The following is a 24,863-nucleotide window of genomic DNA, read 5'->3' as shown; positions in this document are numbered from 1 at the left end:
ACCCCCAGACGAGCCGGGCGGCGAACTCCGAGAAGAGCCGGGCAACTCCGGCACGAACCGGGCACCTCCGAGACGAACCGCCGAGGAGACCTCATGGACCGACAGCGCCGGTTCCACCGATCATTCGCCATGGCCACCGCGATGGCCGCCGCCGTAACGCTGACAACGGCCGGACTCACCCTCGCCGTGATCCCACCCGCCGCGGCGGCGCCGGGAACCGCAACGACCCCCGGAACCGCGACCCCCGGAACCACAGCAGCCCCCGGAGCAGCAGCGGCGCTCGGAACCACGGCCTGGCAGAACGGCACATTCGTCGTGGACGCTCCCAACGTCGTCCGGCGTGCCGACATCGTGCTCGGCCAACCCAACGCCAGCCCGACCCAGTTCGTCCCGCTGGGCAACGGCACGTTGGGCGCCGCGGTGTGGTCGGCGGGCGGCTTCACCGCTCAGCTCAACCGCACCGACACGTTCCCGGACCGCAAGTCGCCGGGCCAGGTGACGATTCCCGGTCTCGCCGCGATGACGGGTGCCGCGGACTTCTCCGGGTACCTCGACCTGTACGACGGCACGCTGCACGAGTCGGGCGGCGGGATGACGCTGACCGCGTACCTGCGCGCGGACAAGGCGGAGTTGGTCGTCAACGTCACCGGCGCGGACCCGAACAGCACCCAGACCGCGCAAGTGGCGCTGTGGAGCGGCCGGTCGCCCGCGACCCGGACGTCCGGCGCGGTCGCGACGCTCGCGGAGACCTTTGCGGACAACAGCGGCAGTGGCGCGTCCGGGCAGACGTTCGGCACGCTGGCCGCGATCACCGCGGGCGGGCGCAACGTCGCCGCCTCGGCACCGAACTCGACCACCGCGCGGGTCGGCTTCCAACCCAACACCGACGGCTCGTACCGGGTGGTCGTCGCCTCGCCTGCCTACAGCGGCGGCGACGCGGTGGCGGCCGCGACCTCGGTACTCGGCAGCGACGCCACGGCATCGGCGTCCTCCCTCTCGGCGTCGCACCTGTCCTGGTGGCACGGCTACTGGGGATCGGCCGGCTTGATCAAGATCTCCTCCAGCGACGGTACCGGCGACTACGTCGAAAACCTGCGCACGCTGTACCTCTACGACGCGGGAGCGTCCAGCCGCGGCACGCTCCCGGGATCCCAGGCCGGTGTCGCCGACCTGTTCAACTTCTCCCAGGACCACCAGGACTGGTTCCCCGCGGGTTACTGGTTCTGGAACCTGCGCATGCTGGTGCAGGCAAACCTGTCGGCGGGTGAGCCGAGTCTCGACGATCCGGTCTTCCGCCTGTACCAGAGCAACATCTCGAACATCACGGCGTGGACGAGCGCCAACATGGGCGGCCGCACGGGCTTGTGCGTACCGGAGACCATGCGCTTCAACGGCAACGGCACCTACCAGGGCGGTACCAGCAACGCCTCGTGCGACCAGAACATCACGCCCAGCTATAACTCGTTGACGGTCACCACCGGAGCCGAGATCGGACTATGGGTCTGGCAGCGGTACCTGATGACGGATGACCGGTCATTCCTTTCGACCAACTACCCGCTGATGAGCGGGGCGGCCAGATTCCTGCTGGCGTACGCCACCCAGGGCTCGGACGGCCTCCTGCACACCCGGGCCAACGCGCACGAGACACAGTGGAATGTCACCGACCCGGTGACCGACATCCTGGCCATGCAGGCGCTGTTCCCGGCGACGGCACAGGCGGCCCAGACGCTCGGCGTCGACTCGGCCCTGGTGAGCCAGCTCAACGCGGCGATCCCGAAGATTCCGCCGCTGCCGCGCACGGACACGGCGACGAAGACTCAACTGCTGACGGCGGCGGCCGACGCCGCGGGGGCGGACATGATCGGCATGTCCAGCGAGCCGACCGCGCCTACGCACAATGACGAGAATCTTGGGCTGGAGGCGGTCTGGCCGTACAACGTGGTGGGTGACAACGGTTCGCTGACCGCACTGGCCAGGCGGACCTACACCGCACGCAGCTACGTCAACGGCAACGACTGGAGTTTCGACTCTCTGCAGGCGGCACGGCTGGGACTGGGCGCCGAGGTGAAGCCGGACCTGCTCGCGTCGATCAGGTCGTACCAGGCGTACCCGTCGGGACTGGCGAGCTTCACCGGTACCCCGGCCAGCGAGCCGTACCTCGAGCAGGCCGGCGTGCTGGCGGCGACGGTGTCCGAGGCGCTGGTTCAGGACTACGACGGCCTGGTACGCATCGCACCGGCGTGGCCGAGCGACTGGACCGGTGAGGGCACGGTCTCCATCCAGCACAACTCCAAGGTGTCGGTGCAGGTGTCCGGCGGCACCGTGAGCACTGTCGCGATCGCGTCCGGCTCGACCGCCCCGATCGCTGTGCGCAGCCCGTGGCCGGGCCAGAGCGTCACGGTCGTGGACGGCAGCGGTGCGACGGTTGTCGGCGCGCAGAGCAACCCGACGTTCACGATTTCCGCTCAGTCGGGCAAGACGTACCTCGTGGAACGCACAGCGTCCCCCACCACCGCCCTGCCCTTCGCCGCGGTCGGCGGCAGCCCGGCCACCGCCGCCCGGCACCTGACCGGCAGCAGCGCCAGCATCGGGCTGGACACCAGAACGCACTCGTCGTCGGTCATCAGCCTCCGGGCGCACGCCAACAACAACTACGTGACCGCGGACAACGCCGGAGCCTCACCGCTGATCGCCAACCGCACCGCCATCGGCCCCTGGGAGCAATTCGACGTCCTCGACGCCGGCAACGGCAACATCGCCCTCCGCGCCCACGCCAACAGCGACATCGTCACCGCCGACAACGCCGGAGCCTCACCGCTGATCGCCAACCGCACCGCCATCGGCGGCTGGGAAACGTTCCAACTCATCCACAACACCGACGGCAGCGTCAGCCTCAAGGCACTCGTCAACAACGACTACGTCACCGCCGAGAATGCCGGCGCCCAACCGCTGATCGCCAACCGCACCGCCATCGGGCCCTGGGAAGAGTTCGACCTCGTAGCCGACTGAGCGCAGCCGGAGCCGAACTGTGGCGGAGGCGAGCACAAGTCCACACCGGCGCCGACTGAGCGCAGCCGGAGCCGAACTGTGGCGGAGGCGAGCACAGTCCACACCGGCACTGCCTGAGCGGACGGGGTGCAGCGTTGACGTCCCGCAACGCTGCACCCGACCGCTCTGCGAACACTCGGCCGAGAACACGCCGCTCGTCGAGCGGATCTGACCGTCCGGCGAACGATCGAGATCAGTTACAGCCCATCGGGGTGATGATCGGTCCAGCCGTTCAGCAGACCTGTTCAGCGAGGTGTTCCCATGTATCGACAGGTGCTCGATCCGGTATCCGACTCACTCGGCCTGAGCGCGATCTTCGCCGCGCTCCCTCTCGTAATCCTCTTCCTGCTCCTCGGGGTCCTGCGCATCACCGCATGGGTCTCCGCTCTCATCGCACTCGTCGCGTCCGTCGTCATCGCCACCGTGGTCTACCCGATGCCGGTGGGCCAAGCCGTCCTGTCCGCGACGCTCGGTGCGGCGTTCGGCTTCTTCCCGATCCTGTGGATCGTCATCAATGCCATCTGGATCTACAACATGACCGTCGACACCGGGCACTTCGATGTGCTTCGCCGCTCGTTCAGCCGGGTGAGCGACGATCAACGGATCCAGGCCATCATCATCGCGTTCTGTTTCGGCGCCCTCATGGAGGCGCTCGGCGGGTTCGGTACACCGGTCGCGATCAGCTCGGTCATGCTCCTCGCGCTCGGCTTCACCCCGCTGCGCGCGGCGGCACTGGCACTCGTCGCGAACACCGCGCCGGTGGCCTTCGGCGCCCTCGCGGTACCCATCACCACACTGTCCACGGTGACCGGGTTGCCGGTGCACGACCTCGGCTCGATGGTCGGCCGGCAGACGCCGATCCTGGCGGTGATCGTGCCCGTGGTCCTGGTCGGCATCGTCGACGGCTGGCGCGGCGTGCGCCAGACCTGGCTGCCGGCTGTGGTCTGTGGCCTGGCGTTCGCGGTGGCTCAGTACGTCACGTCGAACTACATCTCGGTACCGCTGACTGACATCATCGCGTCGCTGTTCTCCGCGGGCGCCGTCGTGGTGCTGCTGCGGGTCTGGCATCCGGTCACGTCCGGGCTGGTGGTGCCTGCGGTACGGCCGGTGGCCGGCGGTTCGGTCGACAACCCGGATCCGGCGTTCCAGAAGCGGGTGGCGCACCCGGACAGCCGCAAGGAGGAGTTGCGCTCCTACGCACCGTACCTGATTATCATCGTCATCTTCATCGTCGCGCAGATCCACCCGATCCTGCACGCGCTGGACACGGTCACCCGGTCGTTCAACTGGCCGGGCCTGCACATCGAGAACGCCGCCGGCAAGCCCTCGACGGTCAGCGTGTTCAAGTTCAACTGGCTCACCGCGGCGGGCTCGCTGATGTTCATCTCCGGCCTGGTCACCGCGCCGGTGCTCGGCGTGTCCCCGATCCGGGCGCTGCGCGCGTACGGCCGGACGCTACGCCAGCTGGTCTGGGCCATCATCACGGTGATGGCGGTGCTGGCGCTCGCCTACGTGATGAACGCGAGCGGCCAGACTGCGACGCTGGGCAACTGGATGGCCGGCGCCGGTGGCGCGTTCGCGATCCTGTCGCCGATCCTCGGCTGGCTCGGCGTCGCGGTCACCGGCTCGGACACGTCCTCCAACTCGCTGTTCGGCGCGTTGCAGGTCGCCGCGGGAACGAAGGCGGGTCTGAACACCACGCTGATGGCCGCGGCCAACTCCTCCGGCGGCGTACTCGGCAAGATGATTTCGCCGCAGAACCTGGCGATCGCGGCCGGCGCGGTCGGCCTGGTCGGCAAGGAGGGCGACATCTTCCGCCGGGTGTTCGGTTGGAGCCTGGCCTTCCTCGCCGGCATGTGCCTGCTGGTATATCTCCAGTCCACGCCGGTGCTGGACTGGATGGTTCCCTGAGCGACGGGGTGACCCAATGGGTGCTGGAGGTTCACCCGATGACCTCGTGAACCTCCAGCACCCGGCTGGTCAGGCGCACGTCCCCCAACTGCTCGCGATATTCGGCCCGGCGCGGGTCGGCCACAAACGCCTCGTACCCTTCGCGGGAGGCGAACGACAACAGGTGGACCTCGGTGCACGAGTCCTCGGTCCGCAGCCGCTGCTCCAGGCGTCCACCGTGGCTGGCCATCAGGGGCAGCACCAGGTCCTCGTACCGCTGGCCCGCGTCCCGGTGCTCCTCGGGAATGTCCACGACCACGGCGACGCGCAGGCGCGGGGCGGCGGACGGGCCGTCGAGGCGCTTGAAGAAGTGGACGTCGCAGTGGCCACCGGGGAGCCGCTCGGTGCGGCCGGTCTCGACGTAGCCGTGACGGCGGTAGAAGCCGGGCGCCTGGAACGACATCGAGGACACCACCATGCGGCTGCAGCCACGCCGGCGTGCCTCGTCTTCGGCGGTACGCAACAGCCGGGTCCCCCAGCCTTCGCGGCGGCAGCCATCGCGTACCCACAGCAGCCCGATACCGCCGCAGCCGCCCCAGGTCCAGCCGGACAGCCCTCCGATCAGCGAGCCGTCCGGGTCGGTCACCCGGACGGACAGCGTCGCCTCGTCCTCGGTACCGGCCGCCCGGACGCGGAACGCCGTCGATCCCTCGGCCCGCTCCCCGGTCTCCTCGCCGGTCGACTCACCCGCACCCGCACCGACCGTGCCAGTACCGTGATCCAAAACCATGGGCGGAGTATGCCAGTGCGCGTGGCGATCGGCCACGCGCCCTGGCAACTCACGCACAGGTCCGTCACAGGTCCATCCGGACGGGCCGCGGCCAGCGGGACGGAAACGGCGAACTCGAGACGGACGAGTTCAGCTGCCGATCGGCTGCGGCTCGTTCGGCACCGACTGGTCGGGGCGCTCGCGGTAGCTGCGGATGATGTCGGCGTACCGGTGCCCGCTGGCCTTCATGGTGCGCCGCTGGGTCGGGTAGTCGACGTGGACCAGGCCGAACCGCTTCGCGTACCCGTACGCCCACTCGAAGTTGTCGAGCAGCGACCAGGCGAAGTAGCCGGCGAGCGGAGCACCCCGGCGAGCCGCCGCGGCGCACGCCGCCAGGTGCTGCTCCAGGAAGTCGGTGCGCTCCTTGTCCTCCACGTGCCCGTCCGGCTCGATCTCGTCCGGCCACGCCGAGCCGTTCTCCGTCACGTAGATGCGCTGGGCCTGGTACTCGTCGGTGAGCCGGACCAGCAACTGCTCCAACCCATCGGCGTGCACCTCCCAGCCCATCCCGGTCAGGGTCCAGTCCGGCACGCTGATCATCCGCGCACGCGGCACCGGCCCGGTGGGGTCGTCGGTGACCACCTGACGGAAGTAGTAGTTCAGGCCGACGTGGTCCATCGGCGAGGCGATGACATCCAGGTCGCCGTCCCGGACCGGCGGCGTGATCCCGTACACCTCGACCATGTCCTCCGGGTACCCGCGGCCGTTCAACGGGTCCAGCCACCACCGGTTCGTGTGCCCGTCGGCGCGGCGCGCCGCCGCCACGTCCTTCTCGTCATCGCTGGCCGGCTCGCACGGGCTGAGGTTCAGCACCGCGCCGACCCGCACCGGTCCGCGCGACACGGACCGCAGCGCGGCCGCCGCCAGCCCGTGCCCGAGCAGCAGGTGGTGTGACGCGGGTACGGCCCGGGACAGGTCCTTCTCCCCCGGCGCCATGACGCCCTCCAGGTAACCGATCCACGCCGAGCACAGCGGTTCGTTCACGGTGAACCAGTCGCCGATCCGGTCGCCCAGCCGCTCGCCCACCACCCGCGCGTAGTCGGCGAAGGCCATCGCCGTGTCCCGGGCCGGCCAGCCGCCGCGATCCTGCAGCACCTGCGGCAGGTCCCAGTGGTACAGCGTGGCGAACGGCCGGATGCCGGACTCCAGCAGCGAGTCGACCAGCCGCTCGTAGAAGTCGAGTCCGGCCTGGTTCACCCGGCCCGTACCCTCCGGAAGGATGCGCGGCCACGCGATGGAGAACCGGTACGCGTCTACGCCCAACCGCCGCATCAGCTCGATGTCCTCCGGCCACCGGTGGTAGTGGTCGCACGCCACGTCACCGGTGTCACCGTTGTCGATCGCGCCCGGAACCCGACAGAACGTGTCCCAGATCGACGGTGAGCGGCCGTCCTCGGCCACCGCACCCTCGATCTGGTACGCGGACGTTGCCGTACCCCATATAAAGTCCGGCGCCAGGCCCCGCAGATACTTCATGACTCTCCTTGGCTGTGAAACGTTGGTATTACTTGACCGCACCAGCGGTCAGCCCGGCGACGAAGTGACGCTGCAGCGCGAGGAATCCGGCAACCACCGGGACGCTGACGACCAGGGACGCCGCCATGACTTGGTTCCAGTACACATCTTCGTAGGTGGAGTAGCTCTGTAGGCCGACCGCCAACGTTCGAGTGCTGTCGTTGGTCATCACCGAGGCAAAGAGCACCTCTCCCCACGCTGTCATGAACGCGTACACCGCCACCGCCACCACACCGGGCAGGGCCGTGGGCAGGATGACCTGTATCAGCGTACGCAGCGGTCCAGCGCCGTCGACCTGGGCCGACTCGTCCAGCCCGCGCGGGATGGAGTCGAAATAGCCGACCAGCATCCAAATCGAGAACGGCAGCGAGAAGGTGAGGTATGTGACGACGAGACCGGTACGGGTCGCGTAGAGCTGGAGGCCGGTGTACTTGTTGATGTTGACGTAGATGAGGAACAGCGGCAGCAGGAACAGGATCCCCGGGAACATTTGGGTCGACAGCACCGTGATGGAGAAGACCCGCCGGCCGAGGAACCGGTACCGGCTGACCGCGTACGCGGCGAAGATGGCCACCACCACGGAGCAGGCCATCGCGCTCGAACTGACGATGACGCTGTTCACGAAGTACCGGCCGAGCGGCACCGTGTGCCACATGTCGACGAACGGCTCCACCGTCAGGTGGGACGGGATCCAGCGGAACGGCCCCTGGACGTCGCGGAGCGGTTTGAGCCCGGACGTGAGCATCACGTAGATCGGGATCAGGGTGAACAGGGCGAGCGCGGTCAGCACGACGGCGCGGGTCACCTTGACCCAGCTTGGCTCACGCATCGTTCCTCCGGCGCGACGTGGCATACAGGTAGACCGCCGTCACCACAAGGAGGAACAGCAGCAGCAGCACGCTCATCGCGGAGCCGAGACCGAAGTTCCAGGTGACGAACGAGCTCTGGTAGATGTGGATGGAGATGAGGTCGGCCGCGTGCGGTGCCGCCGAACCGAACAGCACGTACGGCGTGTTGAAGTCGTTGAAACTCCACAGGAACAGCACCAGTAGCAGCACCTGGTTGACCGGGCGCAGCATCGGCAGCGTGATGCTGCGCAGCTGTCGCATGAATCCGGCGCCGTCCATCGCGGCGGCCTCGTACAGTTCGCCGGGGATCGTCTGCAGACCGGCGGTCAGCACCAGCAGCGCGAACGGCCAGGTGCGCCACACCGACACGACGACGAGGGAGACGAAGCTGTTGCCACCGATGAGCCAGAACGGCCGGCTGTGGAACAGGTGCAGTTCGTCGACCAGTACGTGGTTCACCGCACCGGTGTCGCGCTGGAGCATGAAGCTCCAGGTGATTACGGCGGCGTAGGCCGGCAGGGCGTACGGGGCGAGGAAGACGGTACGGAGCAGGCCGCGGCCACGAAACGGCCGCTGCAGCAGCACGCCGGCGGTGATGCCGAACAGCCAGCAGAAGCCCACGGTGAGTGCGCTGTAGCCGGCGGTCACCCCGAGCGAGTGCGCCAGGTTTCCGCCGATCGGACTGTTGAAGTCGAGCGTCACCCGGAAGTTGCCGAGGCCGACGAACGGCGCGGCGGACCAGTTGCGGATGTAGAACTGGGTCAGTCCGCGCAGGCTCATCCAGACGCCGGTGATCATCGGAATGATGTGCACCAGCAGTTCCAGGATGATGGCCAGAAGCAGCATGAGGTATGGGGTGGCGCGGTTTCCCTTGACCCGGCGGCGCCGCCGCTTCTTCGTGGACGCGGACTTACCGCCGGCCGCCGTACCGGGCCCGGCCGCCGGGGTGGTGACGGTTGTCATGAGACTCCTTACGGTGCCCGGAACGTGCGATCGCACCGGTTGCTGCGGGGCGGAGCTTGCTGGGCGGGACTTACTCGGTCGGACTTACCGGGCGGCCACCGGGGCCGCGGAGATGACTCCGCGGCCCCGAGCCGTCGAGTTGTCAGCCGGAGACTCAGCCGCCGGCCTTCACCTGCTGCTGGGCTGCCGTGAGCTTGCTCTTGATGTCGGCGTCGGTGACCGCCTTCCCACTCGCCGCCTCGGCGAACAGGTCCTTCATCGCACCGCCGACGAGGGTCTCGAACTGGCTCTCCTCGGGCACCGCCGGCAGCGGCGCGGCCGTGCTGGACAGAACCTGCTGGTACATCTTGACCGTCGCGGTCTGGAACGCCGGATCCGAGTAGGCACCCTGCACCGTCGGCAGCGAGGCGTACGTCTTGTTCAGCGTCATCTGCTCGGCGTCGCTCGTCATGAACTTCACGAACTTCAGCGCGGCGTCCTTGTGCTTGGTGTTGCTGAACACCGCCATGTTGATGCCGGCCACCATGCTGTTGACGTGCTTGCCGCCGGCCGGGGCCGGGTCCTCGAACGGCACCGGCGCGACGCCGTAGTCGTCGGGGTTCATCCCGTGCGTCTTGATGCCGCTGTCCGCGGCCTGCCACAGGATCATCGCGGCCTTGCCGGTGGCGAAGTCGGTGATCGACGTGTTGTTGGTGTACTGCACGTCGCTCGGGTTCACGATCTTGTCGGTCGCCATGAAGTCGATGTAGCGCTTGAGGGCGGCGACGTTCGCGTCGGTGTCGAAGGTCGGCTTGCCGGCCGAGTCGAACCAGGAACCGCCGTACTGCTCGCTGAACGCGAACGCGTGGTGCGAGTTCTCGGTCGGGTTGCCGGCCTCCAGAGCCAGGCCCCACTGGTTGCCGTGGGTGAGCTTCTTGGCGTCGGTCACCAGCTCGGACCAGGTGGCCGGCGGGTTGGCGATGCCGGCCGCGGCGAACATCTTCTTGTTGTAGTACAGGCCGTAGGCCAGCGAGTAGATCGGCACCGCTGTCGGCGGCTTGCCGGGCGCACCGGTGGCCGAGAGGCTACCGGCCAGGAAGCGGTCCTTGCCGCCGATCGCCGACATCGTCGCGTCGTCGAACGGCAGCAGCGCGCCGGTGGCCTGGAGCGTCGCCGACCAGGTGTTGCCGATGTTGAGAACGTCCGGGCCTTCGCCGGAAGTGGTCGCCGCCAGGATGCGGTTGAGCAGGTCGGGCCAGCCGATGACCTCAAGCTTCACGGTGATGCCGGTCTGCTGCTTGAACTTGTCCAGCTCCGGCTGAAGGACCTGCTTGTCGTTGTCCAGGCTGGAGCCTTGGTTACTCGCCCAATAGGTGAGAGTGGTGGATCCACCATCTGAGCTGCCGTTGTCGCTGCACCCGATGAGCGCGGGCGCGACCAGGAGCGCGGCAGCGGCCAGCAGGCCGAATCTGCGAGGGCTCACGTATGGCCTTCCTTTGTACGGACGGAAACGCGGGGTAACTGGTCTGTTGTCGCGCAGAGGAAGCCGCACTGCTTCCGGGTCGGAACTATTGCGTGCGGGCGAAGACCGATGGCCAGGGAGCAGCCACCGATCTAAACTTTGGGATTGAACTATGTCCTGGATTAAACATCCGGCGTTGAGTGGCGTCAAGACGGGAGAGCGTTCTCTGGCTGGTCACTGCGATGCCCCGGTTCGGTGACTGTTCCGGCCACCGATTCTCTGCACAACCGTTGCACGGCTGTCTATACCTGCGCTGGCGCGGCCCATTGAACCGCACGCCTATCGTTATCCAAACGTGGTCTGCCGGTTACCTGGGCCGGCGCCACACCGGTCCGGGTACCAGTCGGGAGAGCGCTCCCCGAAACGTTCGGCTGCGCGGCTAGCGGGCCGACACGGCGTCGCGGGCGCACTCGTCGGCGCGCTGGAGCAACAGGTCGCGCTCGCGGTTGTTGCGGGTGAGCGACGCGGCGCGCTCCAACTCGGTACGGGCCTCGTCGTAGCGGCCGAGCCGGGCCAGCAGATCGCCGCGCACGCTGGGCAGCAGATGGTACTCACGCAACGACGGCTCCTCGGTCAGCGCGTCGACCACCTCAAGACCGGCCGCCGGACCGTACGCCATCGCGAGCGCCACGGCCCGGTTCAGCTCCACCACCGGGGACGGGATCAGCTCGATCAGCACCTGGTACAGCGCGGCGATGCGTGCCCAGTCGGTCTGCTCCGCGGTACGGGCGCGGGCGTGGCAGGCGGCGATCGCGGCCTGCACGAGGTACGGCCCGGGTGCGTCCCCGATCGCCTCGGCCCGGTCGAGGGCGGCCAGCCCGCGACGGATGAGCAACTGGTCCCAGGTCGCGCGGTCCTGGTCGAGCAACAGCACGGGCTCACCCGACGGGCCGATCCGCGACCGCAAGCGCGACGCCTGGATCTCCATCAGCGCGACCAGCCCGTGCACCTCGGCCTCGCGCGGCGTCAACTCGGCGAGGACGCGCCCGAGTCGCAGCGCCTCCTCACACAGCGCGGGCCGTACCCAGTCGTCCCCGGCCGTCGCCGAGTATCCCTCGTTGAAGATGAGGTACAGCACCTCGAGTACCGAGGACAGCCGCCCGGCACGCTCCGGCCCGCTGGGTACCTCGAACGGCACCTGCTTGTCGGCGAGGGTGCGCTTGGCGCGCACGATGCGCTGCGCCACGGTCGGCTCCGGAACGAGGAACGCGCGGGCGATCTCCGGAGTGGTCAGACCACCGAGCAGGCGAAGGGTCAGCGCGACCCGTGCCTCTGTGGACAGCACCGGGTGGCAGGCGATGAAGATCAGCCGCAGGAGGTCGTCGCCGACATCGTCGCCGTCGATCGCGGCTTCCAACTCGGGTGGCTCGGTACTCTGAGCGATCTCCAGCTCACGACCAAGCTCCTCCTGCTTGCGCTCCAGCCGCCTCTCGCGCCGGAAGGTGTCGATGGCGCGGCGCTTGGCGATGGTCATGAGCCAGGCGCCGGGGTTGTCCGGGACACCGGAGGTGGGCCACTGTTCGAGCGCGGCGACGAGCGCGTCCTGGGCGAGATCTTCGGCAAGACCGACATCTCGTACCATCCGCACGAGTCCGGCGATGAGCCTGGCGGACTCGATCCGCCAGATCGCCTCCACCGTGCGCTGTGCCTGGGCAGCCGTCACACCAATGACTAAAGCATCCGAGGACGGCCAGCGCCCACCGGGGCACGCTGACTGGCGAACGTGCCCCGGCGGGTACTCACCCCTTGTGCTGCTCGGCCGCCTGCGCGCGCAGCCGCTCCTCCGCCTCCCGAAGCTCGGGGGTGAGCTCAGCGCCGAAGTCGTCGGCCTCGAACACCTGGCGGATCTCCAGCTCGGCGTCGTCCCCCATCGGGGCGCGCTTCATCCACTCGATGATCTCCTCCTTGGAGCCCACCTGGAGCAGCCAGAAGCCGGCGATCAGCTCCTTGGCCTCGGTGAACGGCCCGTCGATCACGGTGCGCTGGCCACCCGAGAACCTGATCCGGGCACCCTTCGAACTCGGGTGCAGTCCCTCGCCGGCCAGCAGTATGCCGGACTTGACCAGCTCCTCGTTGAACTTGCCCATGGCGGTCAGCTCCGCCTCGGTCGGCATGACGCCCGCCTCGGTGTCCTCGTTCGCCTTGACCATCACGATGAATCGCATCGCAGTTCTCCTTCGAGTTCCGGGTTGTCCCGGGCCGGTGACCGGCCGTCAGCGCCGGTCTCGTAGACGCGTCGAACAAGGGTGACCCGGAATCGACACGGCGGGCGGACCATTTTCAAGATTTTCTGGCGGCCCGTGCCGACCGGCAGCGGGGGTTGGGCGAGCCATCAATCCGCCGCATCGATCCCGGCCGCTGCGTTGACGGCGCCGTAGCGCCTCTGTAATCTTTAGCCAACCTGGTGCAAGATTTTTGCACTCAGTTACTCGGATTCTTTCTCAGAAACCGCAAGTTCCGGCAAGGACGCACCCGCTCGGTGTCCGTGCACCCGCTCCGCCATCCCCGGAGAGGCCCACGTGATGTCGACCCTTCTTGCGCACGGCCGATCGCCCCCGGTCCAGCACCGCGCAGCGCCGTCCCGGCGAGAGCGGTCGCCGCTCGCGTCCCGCCGCTGACCGATCCCCCGGGGCAACACCCGCGCCCGACGGGCGCCACCTTCGTCCCTGCCGTTCCCGATGAGGAGATAGAGGAACGCGATGAGAAAGACGTACCTGCGGATGGCCGCCGCGGCACTGGCCGGGCTCCTGGTGTCCGCGCTGCCGGTGCTGGCGGTGTCCCCCGCCTCTGCCGCCGGCCCCAACCTCGCGGCGGGCAAGGCCGCCTCGTCCAGCAGTTCCACGAGTCCGTACACGCCGAGCAACCTCAACGACGGCAACCAGGCAAGCTACTGGGAGAGCACGAACAACACGTTCCCCCAGTGGGCGCAGATCGACCTGGGCGCCAGTACGAACATCAACCAGGTCGTCCTGAAGCTGCCCACCGGCTGGGGTGCCCGGACCGAGACGCTGTCCATCCAGGGCAGCACGGACGGCGGCAACTTCACCACGATCGTGGCGTCCGCCGGGTACAACTTCGACGGATCCGGCAACGTCGTGACGATCAGCTTCGGGGCGACCAACGCCCGGTACGTGCGGGCGAACATCACCGCCAACACCGGCTGGTCGGCCGGCCAGCTCTCGGAGTTCGAGGTCTACGGTTCGAGCACCTCGTCGTCGGGCAACCTGGCCTCGGGCAAGACGATGAGCGCGAGCGGGGTCTCCCAGAACTACGTGGCGGCCAACGCCAACGATGGCAACGCCTCGAGCTACTGGGAGAGTACGAACAACGCGTTCCCGCAGTGGTTGCAGGTCGACCTGGGCAGCTCGGTCAGCGTGAACCGGGTGGTGCTCAAGCTCCCGCCGTCGACGGACTGGGGCACCCGTACCGAGACGCTGTCCGTACAGGGCAGCACGACCGGGTCGAACTTCTCCGACATCGTCGGGTCGGCCGGGTACGTGTTCAACCCGTCGACCGGCAACACCGTGACGATCAACTTCACCGCGACGACCACCCGGTACCTGCGCCTGTCCATCACCGCCAACACCGGCTGGCCGGCCGGGCAGCTCTCGGAGTTCGAGGTGTACGGGCCGTCCACCGGTGACACCCAGGCGCCCACGGCACCATCCAACCTGGCCTACACCCAGCCCACTACCGGCCAGATCAAGCTGGCCTGGAATGCCTCCACCGACAACGTGGGTGTCACCGGGTACGACGTGTACGCCAACAACAACCTCGTCACCACGGTGTCCGGCACCGTGCTGACGTACACCGACACCCAGCCGCTGACCGCGACGGTCACCTACTTCGTCCGGGCGCACGACGCCGCCGGCAACCAGTCCGGCAACAGCAACAGCGTCACGCGTACCGGCCAGTCAGGCGGGGACACGCAGGCGCCGACGGCGCCGAGCAACCTCGCGTACACCCAGCCGGCGTCCGGGCAGATCAGGCTGGCCTGGGGTGCCTCGACCGACAACGTGGGCGTGACCGGGTACGACGTGTACCGCGACGGTTCGCTCATCACGACGGTGGGCGGCACGACCCTGACGTACACCGACAGCCAGCCGGACACGGCCACGGTCTCGTACTACGTCAAGGCGCACGACGCGGCGAACAACCAGTCCGTGGCGAGCAACACCGTCACCCGTACCGGCAGCGGTGGTGGCGGCGGCTCGAACCTGGCCGTGGGCAAGCCCATCACCGGTACCGCCAACACGTACGTCTTCGTGCCGGCCAACGCCAACGACAACGACCTCACCACCTACTTCGAGGGCTCGACGTACCCGAGCCAGCTGACCGTCAAGCTCGGCGCGAACGCCGACGTGAACACGGTCGTGGTGAAGCTCAACCCGGACTCGGCCTGGGGCACCCGTACCCAGACCATCCAGGTGCTCGGCCGCGAGCAGAGCGCGACGACCTTCACCACCCTGTCGGCGTCGCAGACGTACACGTTCAACCCGGCCACCGGAAACTCGGTGAGCATCCCGGTCAGCGCCCGGGTCGCCGACGTCGAGTTGTCCATCACCAGCAACAGCGGGGCACCGGGCGGGCAGGTCGCCGAGTTCCAGGTCATCGGCACCCCGGCGCCGAACCCGGACCTGACCGTCACCGGCTCGTCGTGGACTCCGGCGTCACCGGTCGAGACCGACTCGATCACCGCGTCGGCCACCGTGAAGAACGCCGGCAACGCGTCGTCCGGCGCGACGAACGTGAACTTCTACCTCGGTACCACGAAGGTCGGCACCGCGTCGGTCGGCGGCCTGGCCGCCGGGGCCAGCAGCACGGTGTCCGCGAGCATCGGCACCCAGACGGCCGGCACGTACCAGCTGACCGCGAAGGTCGACGAGTCGAACAGCGTCATCGAGCAGAACGACGGCAACAACAGCTACACCAACCCGACCAACCTGGTGGTGACACCGGTGCAGAGTTCCGACCTGGTCGGGTCGGTCGCCTGGACGCCGGGCAACCCGGCGGCCGGCAACAGCGTGGCGTTCACGGTCACCGTGAAGAACCAGGGCACCGTCGCCACCGCGAGCGGATCCCACGCGGTCACCCTCACGGTCGTGGACACCTCCAACAACAGCACGGTCAAGACGCTCACCGGCTCGTTCAGCGGTGCGTTGGCATCCGGCGCGAGCACGAACGTCTCGATGGGCTCGTGGACCGCGGTCAACGGCCGGTACAACGTGCACGTGGTGCTCGCCGTCGACACCAATGAGCTGTCCGTCAAGCAGGGCAACAACACCAGCGACACCGCGATGTTCGTGGGCCAGGGCGCGAACATGCCGTACGACACGTACGAGGCGGAGTCCGGCACGGTCGGCGGCGGTGCCACGGTGGTCGGTCCGAACCGGACCATCGGCGACGTCGCGGGTGAGGCGTCCGGCCGCAAGGCGGTCACGCTGAACTCGACCGGCTCGTACGTGCAGTGGACGTCCCGGGCATCCACGAACACGCTCGTGGTGCGGTTCTCCATCCCGGACGCGTCCGGCGGTGGCGGCATCACCTCGTCGCTCGACCTGTACGTCAACGGAACCCTCGTCCAGCCGCTCAGCCTCTCCTCGCACTTCGCCTGGCTGTACGGCGCGGAGACCGGCCCGGGCAACTCGCCGGGCTCCGGCAGCCCGCGGCACATCTACGACGAGGCGCACTTCCTGCTCCCGTCCTCGTACCAGGCGGGCAGCACCATCAAGCTCCAGAAGGACGCGTCGAACACGGCCCAGTACTACGCCATCGACTTCATCAGCCTGGAGCAGACCGCACCGGTGGCGAACCCGGACTCGGCGCACCTGACCGTACCGGCCGGCTTCACCCAGCAGGACGTCCAGAACGCGCTGGACAAGGTACGGATGGACAGCACCGGTACGCTGACCGGCGTCTACCTGCCCGCCGGCCAGTACTCGGTGTCCGGCAAGCTGCTCGTCTACGGCAAGCCGGTGAAGGTGGTCGGCGCCGGGGTCTGGTACACGCAGTTCAACGCACCGGCCAACCAGGAGAACACCGACGCCGACTGGGACCTCCAGTCCGGTGCCAGCGGCTCCTCGTTCACCGGGTTCGCGTGGTTCGGCAACTACGACTCACGCATCGACGGCCCCGGGCACACCTGGGACCTGCGCAACATGTCGAACATCACGATCGACAACGTGTGGATCGAACACCAGGTGGTCGGTGTCTGGGGTGCGGCCGCGGTGATGAACTCGACGTTCACCAACCTGCGCATCCGCGACCTGTACGCCGACGGCATCAACCTCACCAACGGCAGCCAGGGCAACGTCATCAGCAACGACGAGGCCCGGTCGACCGGTGACGACAGCTTCGCGTTGTTCGCCGCCCTCGACCAGAACAGCGGAGACCTGAAGAACAACACGATCCAGAACGTGACCGCGCTGACTCCCTGGCGGGCGGCCGGTGTCGCGGTGTACGGCGGCTACGCCAACACCGTGCAGAACTTCTACGTCGCGGACACGTTGTGCTACTCGGCTCTGACCATCAGTTCGCTGAACTTCGGGTACCCGTTCGAGGGCTTCGGAGCCAGCCCGCCCACCACCATCCAGAACTTCACTCTCGCGCGCGACGGTGGACACTTCTGGGGCGACCAGGTGTTCGGTGCGATCTGGGTGTTCTCCGCGACCCAACCGTTCCAGGGCATCCGGGTGAACAACGCGAACATCACCGACCCCACGTACTCCGGCATCATGTTCCAGACGGACTACGTCGGCGGCTCCGCGCAGTACTCGGTGACGGACACCATCTTCACCAACACCACCATCACCGGCGCCCAGCAGAGCGGCGACCAGTACAACTCGAAGTCCGGCTACGGCATCTGGGCCAACCCGCTGCCCGAGCCAGGACAGGGACCGGCGGTCGGCTCGGTGACGTTCAACCATCTGGTCGAGAGCAACAACTTCGTCGACGTCCAGAACACCACGTCGACATTCCACATCACGGTGAATTCGTAGCCAGTGAACCCGTAACCCTTAGACCGCAACGATTCCGTCCCACCACGGCGCCGCCGGGAGGTCCCGACCTCCCGGCGGCGCCCGTGCGTGAGCCCCGGGAAGGCCCCTACTCTGGTTTCAGGGGTCGATCATGGATGTCCCCGATGGCCCGGACCGGCCGGATCGGCGAGAGTCGGAGCGAGATCACAAATCCTGAACAGACGTAGGGAGAACTCTATGCGGGTATCCGTTCGCGCACCCGTCCGGCGGCGAATGGCGACGGCGGCGGTGGCCGGAGCACTGACGGGAGCACTGGGCCTGGCCACCATCGCCGCTCCAGCCTTCGCCGGTGCCGTGGCGTCAGACGCGCCGAGCCGGATCGGTCGAAACGCCGACTCGGCCCAGCCGCTACCCCCGCTGGATCCGGAGCTGCTGCGGCAGGCCATCGCCGGGCTGCCGAACTCCACGGTGACCGGGGCACTGCTGTCCGTCGGCGGGTCGGCCGGCGCGTGGTCCGGTCGGTCAGGCGTCGCGGACGTCCGTACCGGCGCCCCGGTGCCCGCCGGCGCGCGGTACCGGATCGGCAGCGTGACAAAGGTGTTCACCAGCCTCATCGTGTTGCAGTTGGCGGCGGAGCACCGGCTCGACGTGAATCAGACCGTGCAGCACTACCTGCCGGGTACGCTGCCGGACTCGTACCCGCCCGTCACGGTCGGCGAACTGCTCAACCACACCAGCGGGCTGCCTATCTCCACTGTGGACGCCCGGGATACCGATCCGCGGTGGTTCGTGGAGCACCGCTTCCAGTACTGGACGCCGCAGCAGGTGGTCGACTCCGCCTTCGAGTCCCCGATGGCGTTCGCCCCGGGGACCGAGCAGCAGTACAACGGAGTCAACTACTTCCTGGCCGGGATGGTCATCGAGAAGGTCACCGGACACTCGTACGCCGACGAACTCACCAGGCGGATCGTGCGCCCGCTCGGCCTGCACGACACCGTCTCGCCGGCCCCGCACGACGTCCGGCTGACCGGTCCACACGCGCACGGCTACGTCAATGTGGACGGCACCCTCGCCGACGTCACCGAGCAGAGCTCGTGGGGCTGGGCCGAGGGCGGCATGATCTCCAGTACCGCCGACCTCACCCGGTTCATCACCGCGCTCTACCAGGGCAGGCTTCTGCCCGCGGCGCAGCTCGCCGAGATGTTCACGCTGCCGGACGTGCCGTACGTCGACGGCAGCAACTGCCGGATCGGCCCGGACTCGGGGCGGGCGTGCTTCAGCATGGGCCTGGAGGCCACCACGTTCCCGGACGGGGTGACGGTGTGGGGCAAGAGCGGGGAGGTACCCGGCTACACCAGCGCGGTGTTCGCCACCCGTGACCTGTCCCGGATCGCCGTGTACGACATCAACCCCACGGGCGACCGGGACGGCACCGAGACCCCGTACGTGCAGAACATGGCGGCCGCGACGTTCGACCCGGCGCTGTTCGTTCCCGCCTCGTGACTCTCGTTCACGGTGACGGGCTGAACCCGGGCGAATGACCGGCCGGGCCGGGTCGGTGGCGGGGACGATCCCGCCACCGACCCGGCCTCCGTCGACAGGGCCGGAATGGTCTATGTCAGCGATGCGGGCGGCGGGCGCAGGCCGTCGATGACGTAGCCGAGCAGCCGCTCGCCGTCGTCCGGCGCCGACTCGCAGGCCATCGCGACCCCGTGCGTCAACCGCAACACGTCCGCCGGCTCCACGTCGGCGCGGATCAGCCCGGCCTGTCTGGCCGGATCCATCAGCCGACCCAGCGCTCCGCGCAGGGTGTCCCGGCAGTACGTCATCGTCGGCGCGTCCATGCCGAGCATCGCCTTGACCGCGGCGCCCAGACCGCGCTTGACCTTCACGTAGTCCAGCTGGATGAGCAGGAAGGCGGACAGCGCCTCGCTCGGTGAGAGGTCGCTGTCGAGCAGCCGGTCCGCCTGGGCGGACAGCGCCTCGATGTCGTCCAGGTAGACCGCGGCCAGCAGCGACTCCCGGGTCGGGAAGTGCCGGTAGAGGGTGCCCGGGCCGACCCCGGCACGCTTTGCGATCTCGTCCAGCGACGCCTCGGGCCCGTGCTCGGTGAACGCCTGCCGCGCCGCCACGATCAGCCGGCCGCGGTTGCGGCGGGCGTCGGCACGCATCGGCCGCCCGCCGGGAAGCATGCCGGCATCCGGAGTTCCGCCGGACGAGGGTGTACCGCCAGAAGAGGGTGTACCGCCGGACGAGGGCGTGCCCCCAGAAGAGGGCGCCCCGCCGGACGAGGGCGTGCCGCCGGGGGAAGGCGAGGCGCCCGGGGAAGGGGTCCCGTCGCCGGGGAGCTCGGCGGGGAGCACAGCGCCCTCCTTCGCGGTTGAGCAACTAAACGGAGAATCTCTCCGAATCCCGTTGCGAAGCGGAGACTATCTCCGTACAGTATCTCAAGAGAGAAGTGGAGAGCTTCTCCGGTTATTCCCGCGCACCTTTCTGGAGCAGCCTTGTCTCAGCAGACGCTGTCCACACCAGTAATCCAACGTACCGAGGCACCACCCCATCGACGAGGGCTCGCTCTCGCGATCATCGTCACCTGCCAGCTCATGCTGATCCTGGACGCGACTGTGATGAACGTCGCACTACCCCGGATCCAGACCGGCCTGCACTTCTCGGCCACCAGCCTGGCCTGGGTGATGAGCGCCTACACCCTGGCGTACGGGGGGCTGCTCCTGCTCGGCGGCCGGGCCGGCGACATCCTCGGCCGGCGCCGCATGTTCGTCGCCGGTATCGCACTGTTCACCGTCGCGTCGCTGGCCGGCGGGTTCGCCACCTCGGCCGGGTGGCTTCTGGCCGCCCGGGTCGCGCAGGGCGTCGGCGCCGCTGCCGCCGGTCCGAGCACCATCGCGTTGATCGCCACGACGTTCACCGAGCCCCGGGAGCGGATCCGCGCTCTCGCCCTGCTGTCCGGGGTGGCCAGCGGCGGGTTCGCCATCGGGCTGGTCCTCGGCGGCATACTCACCGAACTGGCGTCCTGGCGGTGGGTGCTGTTCATCAACGTACCGTTCGGACTCGCCGCGGTGCTCCTGGCGCCACGGTACGTCCGCGAGCCGGAACGGCACCCGGCCCGGCTGGACTTGCCCGGTGCCGTCGCCGGCACCGGTGCGGTCGCCACCCTGGTTTACACGTTCATCCACGCCGCGTCCGGCGGCTGGTCGAGCCGGGAAACCCAGCTCACGCTCGCCGCTGGCGTCGTGCTGCTGATCGCGTTCCTGGCCATCGAGATCCGGACCCGGGAACCGATCATGCCGCTGCGGTTGTTCGCCGACCGGAACCGTGCCGCCGCCTACCTGAACTTCCTGCTCGGGCCGGCCGCGATGATGTCGATGTTCTTCTTCCTGACCCAGTTCCTCCAGGAGGTGCGCGGCTTCGGCGCGCTGGCGACCGGCTTCGCGTTCATGCCGATGGCCGCGGGCATGTTCATCATGACCCGGCTGGTCCCCCACCTGTTGCACCGGCTGGGGCCGAAGCCGCTGGTGATCACCGGCACGCTCGTGATGATCAGTGGGCTGATCTGGCTCACCCAGCTCTCGACGTCCAGCGGGTACGCCGGCGCGATCCTCGGTCCGATGGTGCTCATGGGTGTGGGTGGCGGACTCAGCTTCGTACCGCTCACTCCGGTCATCATGGCGAGCGTTGCGCCGAAGGATGCCGGGGCCGCCGGTGGGGTGCTGCAGACCATGCAGCAGACCGGTTCCTCGCTGGGGCTGGCGGTGCTCGTCACGGTGTTCGGGTCGGCGGCCCGGCACGCCGCGATCGGCGCGCCGGCCGGAGTGGCCGGGGCTCACCACACCCTGGTGGCCGGCATGACGAGCGCGTTCACCGCCGCGGCGGTGATCGCCGTCGGTACGGTCGTGGTGGCGCTGACGTTCCGGGGCAGCCGTAGCCGGCAGGGCGAGCCGGCAGCCGGATGAGCAGGGCGCCAGCCTTCTGAATAGAGCGCCAGCCGGATGAACGGAAAGCGGCGGTCGGAGTCAGCATCCCCGGACGCGGGCCCGGCCGCCGCTTTCCGGCACCGGTGCACCCGGCGAAACCGCGGACAGCGCACCGGTCACCGGAGAGACGATCAGGGAGGCGCCGTCGAGAGACGGCACGAGGTCGTCGAGGGACGGCCCGGCCGGCGGGACATCGGGCCGGGACGGCACCGAGAGACCCTTGTGCCACCAGGGTGTCTCGACGAACCCACGGCGGACGACCAGCAACACCACGCTGGCGGTCCAGCCGAGTACGCCGTCGAGCTGGCCCAGCGTGCCGTTGGTGAACTCGAAGACATCCTGAGTGGTCGGCAGGATCAGCTCGCACATCAGGGCGTTGTGGCTCAGGGTCGCGGCGACATATCGCACGCCCTGGTAGGTGGCGAGCTTGCGGGCAACGGAATCGAGCTGGGCCGGGGCCACCGAGATGTCGAGGATGATCTCCGACTCAAACCCCAGCGCCGGGGCGGGAACCAGCGTCACCAGGTGGATGCAGCCGCGCCCCTGAAGCGTCTCGAAGCGCCGCCGTACGGTGCTCTCGTTGACTCCCAGGGCAGCGGCCACGCTACGGAAGCTGGCCCGGCCGTCTCCCGCCATGAGATCGATAATCTTGTGGTCGGCGGGGTCGAAGTGGCTCGGCGCGCAGCGGTGCACCTCGACCGCACGTTTCTGATCGACGCCGACCCCGAACTGCTGGCTCCAGTCGTGAGCGACCTTGTACGTATTCAACGTCAGGTCGGTGTTGCAGCGCTCCACGCCGTCGATCGCCTGGATTTCGTTGACGATGCGGGTGTGCAGCGACTCTTCCTTGCGCACGTTCAGCTCGGCGAGGATGTCGTACGCCCCGGTGACCAGGCCCAGGAACCGCATGTCGGTGCGGCGGGACAACGCGCCGAGCACCCGCATCTGGGTGCCCGGCGCGCAGGTGATCCGGAGGATGAACAGATCCGACTCGCCGCCGTGCTGGATGTCGGGCATCACCGCGACCCGCACGACGCCGTCGCGCAGCAACTGCTGACCGCGGCGGGCGACGGTCGCCACCGATGTGCCGCACTGCTCGGCGATCTCGGTCCAGCTGGCCCGGCCGTTTCCCTGCAAGGCGATGACGATCCGGCGATCCAGTTCGTCGAGATGTTCAGCGCCCTCCATCGGCTCCCACTTCACGCAGGAAGTCGCGCACCACCTTCCGCCACAATTCGGCTTCTTCGATCTGCGGCGAGTGCCCGGACTTCTCGAATACGACGAGTCTAGCGTCCGGGATGAGCGAGACAATCACCTCGCTGGAGGCCACCGGCGTAATCCAGTCGCCGCGGCCGACAGTCACCAGCGTCGGAATGGTGATCTTGTGTAGCTGCGGCTTGATGTCGTACGCGGGCATGTTCACCGAGAACGCGTAGTTGTGCGTCTGGTACCGGTACGGCGTCGACTCGACCCGCTGGGCCACCTTCGCCGGGTCGTACACGTGGTCGTACAGCGGCAGGATCTCCGCCCAGCAGTCGCGCAGGTCCGCGTCGTCGCGCACGGTACCGGTGTTGATCCGGTCCAACTTCTCCAGGTCGATCTTCACCCGGGTGGAGGTCTCCGCGTTGTGCCGGGCCGCCTTGTCGTTCTCGTGGTCGGCGGAGGTGTCCCGCAGCACCAGCGCGCTCACCCGCTCCGGGTGCCGGATCGCGTACTCCATCGAGATGAAGCCGCCGTACGAGCCGCCGGCCATGACGAACCGCTCGACGCCGGCCCACTCGCGCAGCGCGTCGACGTCGGCCACCCACTGCTCGTGGGTGAACGGCGCCTTTCCCTCGCTGACGCCGGACCCCCGCGCGTCGAAGGTGATGACCCGGAAGGTGTCCGCGAACGGGGAGAAGGTCGCCTTGGTCTCGGCGCTGGACCCGAGGCCGGGCGCGCCGTGATGCGTGATCATGACCGGGGCGTTGTCGTCGCCGAAGACCTCGACCTCGAGTTCGTTGCCGTTGATGTTCAGCCGCACGGGACTTCCTTTCCTGCTTTCCTGAAACGGAGCGGGCCTGAAACGGAGCGGGTGGTCAGACCGGGATGATGACGTCGTCGAGACCGCGGGGGTACGCGGTGAACGGCCGGGCGCCGTCCTCGGTCAGCAGCATCGAGTCGGAGATGCGGTACCCGCCGTGCTCCGGCACGTAGATGCCGGGCTCGTTGGAGACGATCATTCCCGTCTCCAGTACGGTGTCGTCGCCGTCCTCCAGCCACGGCGGCTCGTGCATGCCGAGCCCGATGCCGTGCCCCTGCCGGTGGCGCAGGAACCCGCCGAGCCCCTGCCCCCGGATGACGTCCAGGCAGGCCCGGTTCACGTCGGCGCACCGCACCCCGGGCCGCAGCGCCTCGGTACCGGTCTGTTGCGCCTCCCGCACCGCCTCGTAGTACCGGCGCTGGTCCGCGGTCGGCTCGCCGAGGATGAAGGTCCGCTCCCCCTCCACGAATCGCCCACCGACGGCGCAGCCGAGCGAGAGCATGAACACCTCGCCGGGGCGCAGCCGGTACCCGGACGGCAGCCCGTGCGGGTGAGCGCTGTTGGCACCGGCGTACACCAGGCCACCGGCCAGCGGCGAGACCACCACCACGTCGGTGTGCTCGGCGTACATGGTCCGGGTGCCGACCGAGCCCACGTACCCGGCCAACTCCGCCTCGCTGGGCAGCTGGCCGCCGCTCTCGATGGCGTCGGCGATGAGGGTACGGCCGGCGGACAGCATGAGGTCGGTGATCCGGGCCGCCTCGGCGTGCAGCGCGATCTCCTCCGGCCGCTTGACCAGCCGGGCCCGGGTCACCACGTCGGTACGCACCAGGGTGGCCTTGCCGAACGCGGCGGTGACCTCGGCGAGCCGGGCCACGCTCATGCTGCCCGCGTACCCGACCCGCCCGGCCACCTCACCGAGGAACTCGAACGGCGGCCGCACGCCGGGGAACTCCGGGTACGAGACCAGTTCCGCCGCGGTGTTCTGCCACTCGGCGTGCTCGCGCTCCAACTCCGGCAGCAGCAGGGTCGCGGTGCCGTCGACACCGAGCAGCAGTGCCACCGGCCGCTCGCCGGGGTGGTGGAAGAAACCGGTCAGGTACGCGACGTCCGAGGCGTCGTCGGCCAGTATCGCGTCCAGTCCGGCATCGGCGAGCGCGGCACGCACACCGTCCTGAATGGACCGGTAGAAGTCGACCGGCAACCGCTGGCTCCGCTGAGCCTGCGCAGTCTGAGCCTGCGCCTTCTGAGCCTGCGTCGTCTGAGCCTGCGCCATG

General features: G+C 68.5%; 16 protein-coding genes. 5 read left to right on the top strand and 11 right to left on the bottom strand.

From position 1 onward, the window contains the following. Positions 1-93 precede the first annotated feature (93 nt). Positions 94-3,009, top strand: coding sequence for a fascin domain-containing protein (locus Raf01_RS28225; protein ID WP_203921057.1), 2,916 nt, complete (start codon positions 94-96; stop codon positions 3,007-3,009). Between the two features lie 300 nt (positions 3,010-3,309). Beyond that, positions 3,310-4,959: an L-lactate permease gene (locus Raf01_RS28220; RefSeq protein ID WP_203921056.1), complete on the top strand. Its 1,650-nt coding sequence runs from the start codon at positions 3,310-3,312 to the stop codon at positions 4,957-4,959. 31 nt (positions 4,960-4,990) lie between these two features. On the opposite strand, the gene Raf01_RS49830 is transcribed toward Raf01_RS28220, so the two are convergent. The 7 genes from Raf01_RS49830 to Raf01_RS28180 all read right to left on the bottom strand — a co-directional run bounded on the left by Raf01_RS49830 (position 4,991) and on the right by Raf01_RS28180 (position 12,759). Then, on the bottom strand, positions 4,991-5,728 hold the full coding sequence (locus tag Raf01_RS49830; protein ID WP_239133980.1) for a GNAT family N-acetyltransferase: 738 nt from the start codon (positions 5,726-5,728) through the stop codon (positions 4,991-4,993). Positions 5,729-5,857: 129 nt separating this feature from the next. Then, positions 5,858-7,243 carry a GH1 family beta-glucosidase gene (locus Raf01_RS28205; RefSeq protein WP_203921055.1) on the bottom strand — a complete coding sequence of 462 codons (1,386 nt, stop codon included), beginning with the start codon at positions 7,241-7,243 and terminating at the stop codon, positions 5,858-5,860. A gap of 28 nt (positions 7,244-7,271) precedes the next feature. Then, positions 7,272-8,111, bottom strand: coding sequence for a carbohydrate ABC transporter permease (locus Raf01_RS28200; RefSeq protein WP_203921054.1), 840 nt, complete (start codon positions 8,109-8,111; stop codon positions 7,272-7,274). Continuing rightward, the gene (locus Raf01_RS28195) at positions 8,104-9,093 is read right to left on the bottom strand and encodes a carbohydrate ABC transporter permease (protein WP_203921053.1); all 990 of its coding nucleotides are present in this window, start codon (positions 9,091-9,093) and stop codon (positions 8,104-8,106) included. The genes Raf01_RS28200 and Raf01_RS28195 overlap by 8 nt, the downstream gene beginning before the upstream one ends. 154 nt (positions 9,094-9,247) lie before the next feature. Further along, a complete protein-coding gene (locus Raf01_RS28190) occupies positions 9,248-10,555 on the bottom strand; it encodes an ABC transporter substrate-binding protein (RefSeq protein WP_203921052.1) in 1,308 nt (435 codons plus the stop codon). Positions 10,556-10,973: 418 nt separating this feature from the next. Next, the gene (locus Raf01_RS28185; RefSeq protein WP_275413067.1) at positions 10,974-12,257 is read right to left on the bottom strand and encodes an RNA polymerase sigma factor; all 1,284 of its coding nucleotides are present in this window, start codon (positions 12,255-12,257) and stop codon (positions 10,974-10,976) included. 76 nt (positions 12,258-12,333) lie between these two features. Further along, on the bottom strand, positions 12,334-12,759 hold the full coding sequence (locus tag Raf01_RS28180; protein ID WP_203921051.1) for a YciI family protein: 426 nt from the start codon (positions 12,757-12,759) through the stop codon (positions 12,334-12,336). 534 nt (positions 12,760-13,293) lie between these two features. Between Raf01_RS28180 and Raf01_RS28175 the strand changes: the two genes are divergently transcribed. Together Raf01_RS28175 and Raf01_RS28170 are read left to right on the top strand one after the other, a co-directional pair. Next, positions 13,294-17,592, top strand: coding sequence for a discoidin domain-containing protein (locus Raf01_RS28175; RefSeq protein ID WP_203921050.1), 4,299 nt, complete (start codon positions 13,294-13,296; stop codon positions 17,590-17,592). 216 nt (positions 17,593-17,808) lie between these two features. Then, on the top strand, positions 17,809-19,074 hold the full coding sequence (locus tag Raf01_RS28170; RefSeq protein WP_203921049.1) for a serine hydrolase domain-containing protein: 1,266 nt from the start codon (positions 17,809-17,811) through the stop codon (positions 19,072-19,074). Between the two features lie 110 nt (positions 19,075-19,184). On the opposite strand, the gene Raf01_RS28165 is transcribed toward Raf01_RS28170, so the two are convergent. Beyond that, positions 19,185-19,742, bottom strand: a complete 558-nt coding sequence (locus Raf01_RS28165; protein WP_203921103.1) for a TetR/AcrR family transcriptional regulator — start codon at positions 19,740-19,742, stop codon at positions 19,185-19,187. A gap of 333 nt (positions 19,743-20,075) precedes the next feature. On the opposite strand from Raf01_RS28165, the gene Raf01_RS28160 reads away from it, so the two are divergent. After that, positions 20,076-21,542, top strand: coding sequence for an MFS transporter (locus tag Raf01_RS28160; RefSeq protein ID WP_239133978.1), 1,467 nt, complete (start codon positions 20,076-20,078; stop codon positions 21,540-21,542). A gap of 60 nt (positions 21,543-21,602) precedes the next feature. On the opposite strand, the gene Raf01_RS28155 is transcribed toward Raf01_RS28160, so the two are convergent. The 3 genes from Raf01_RS28155 to Raf01_RS28145 are packed head-to-tail and all read right to left on the bottom strand — an operon-like array spanning position 21,603 to position 24,862. After that, complete coding sequence (locus tag Raf01_RS28155; RefSeq protein WP_203921048.1) at positions 21,603-22,751, bottom strand: Lrp/AsnC family transcriptional regulator; 1,149 nt, start codon at positions 22,749-22,751, stop codon at positions 21,603-21,605. Then, complete coding sequence (locus Raf01_RS28150) at positions 22,738-23,586, bottom strand: alpha/beta fold hydrolase (protein WP_239133977.1); 849 nt, start codon at positions 23,584-23,586, stop codon at positions 22,738-22,740. Before Raf01_RS28150 ends, Raf01_RS28155 begins: the two co-directional genes overlap by 14 nt. A gap of 55 nt (positions 23,587-23,641) precedes the next feature. After that, positions 23,642-24,862 (bottom strand): M24 family metallopeptidase, encoded by a 1,221-nt coding sequence (locus tag Raf01_RS28145; protein WP_203921047.1) that lies wholly within the window; start codon positions 24,860-24,862, stop codon positions 23,642-23,644. Between the last annotated feature and the right edge of the window lies 1 nt (position 24,863).

It is taken from the genome of Rugosimonospora africana (assembly GCF_016862975.1).
In the GTDB taxonomy this organism is placed as follows: domain Bacteria; phylum Actinomycetota; class Actinomycetes; order Mycobacteriales; family Micromonosporaceae; genus Rugosimonospora; species Rugosimonospora africana.
The sequence above is the reverse complement of the archived record's forward strand: the minus strand, read 5'-3'. Positions and strand labels throughout refer to the sequence as shown.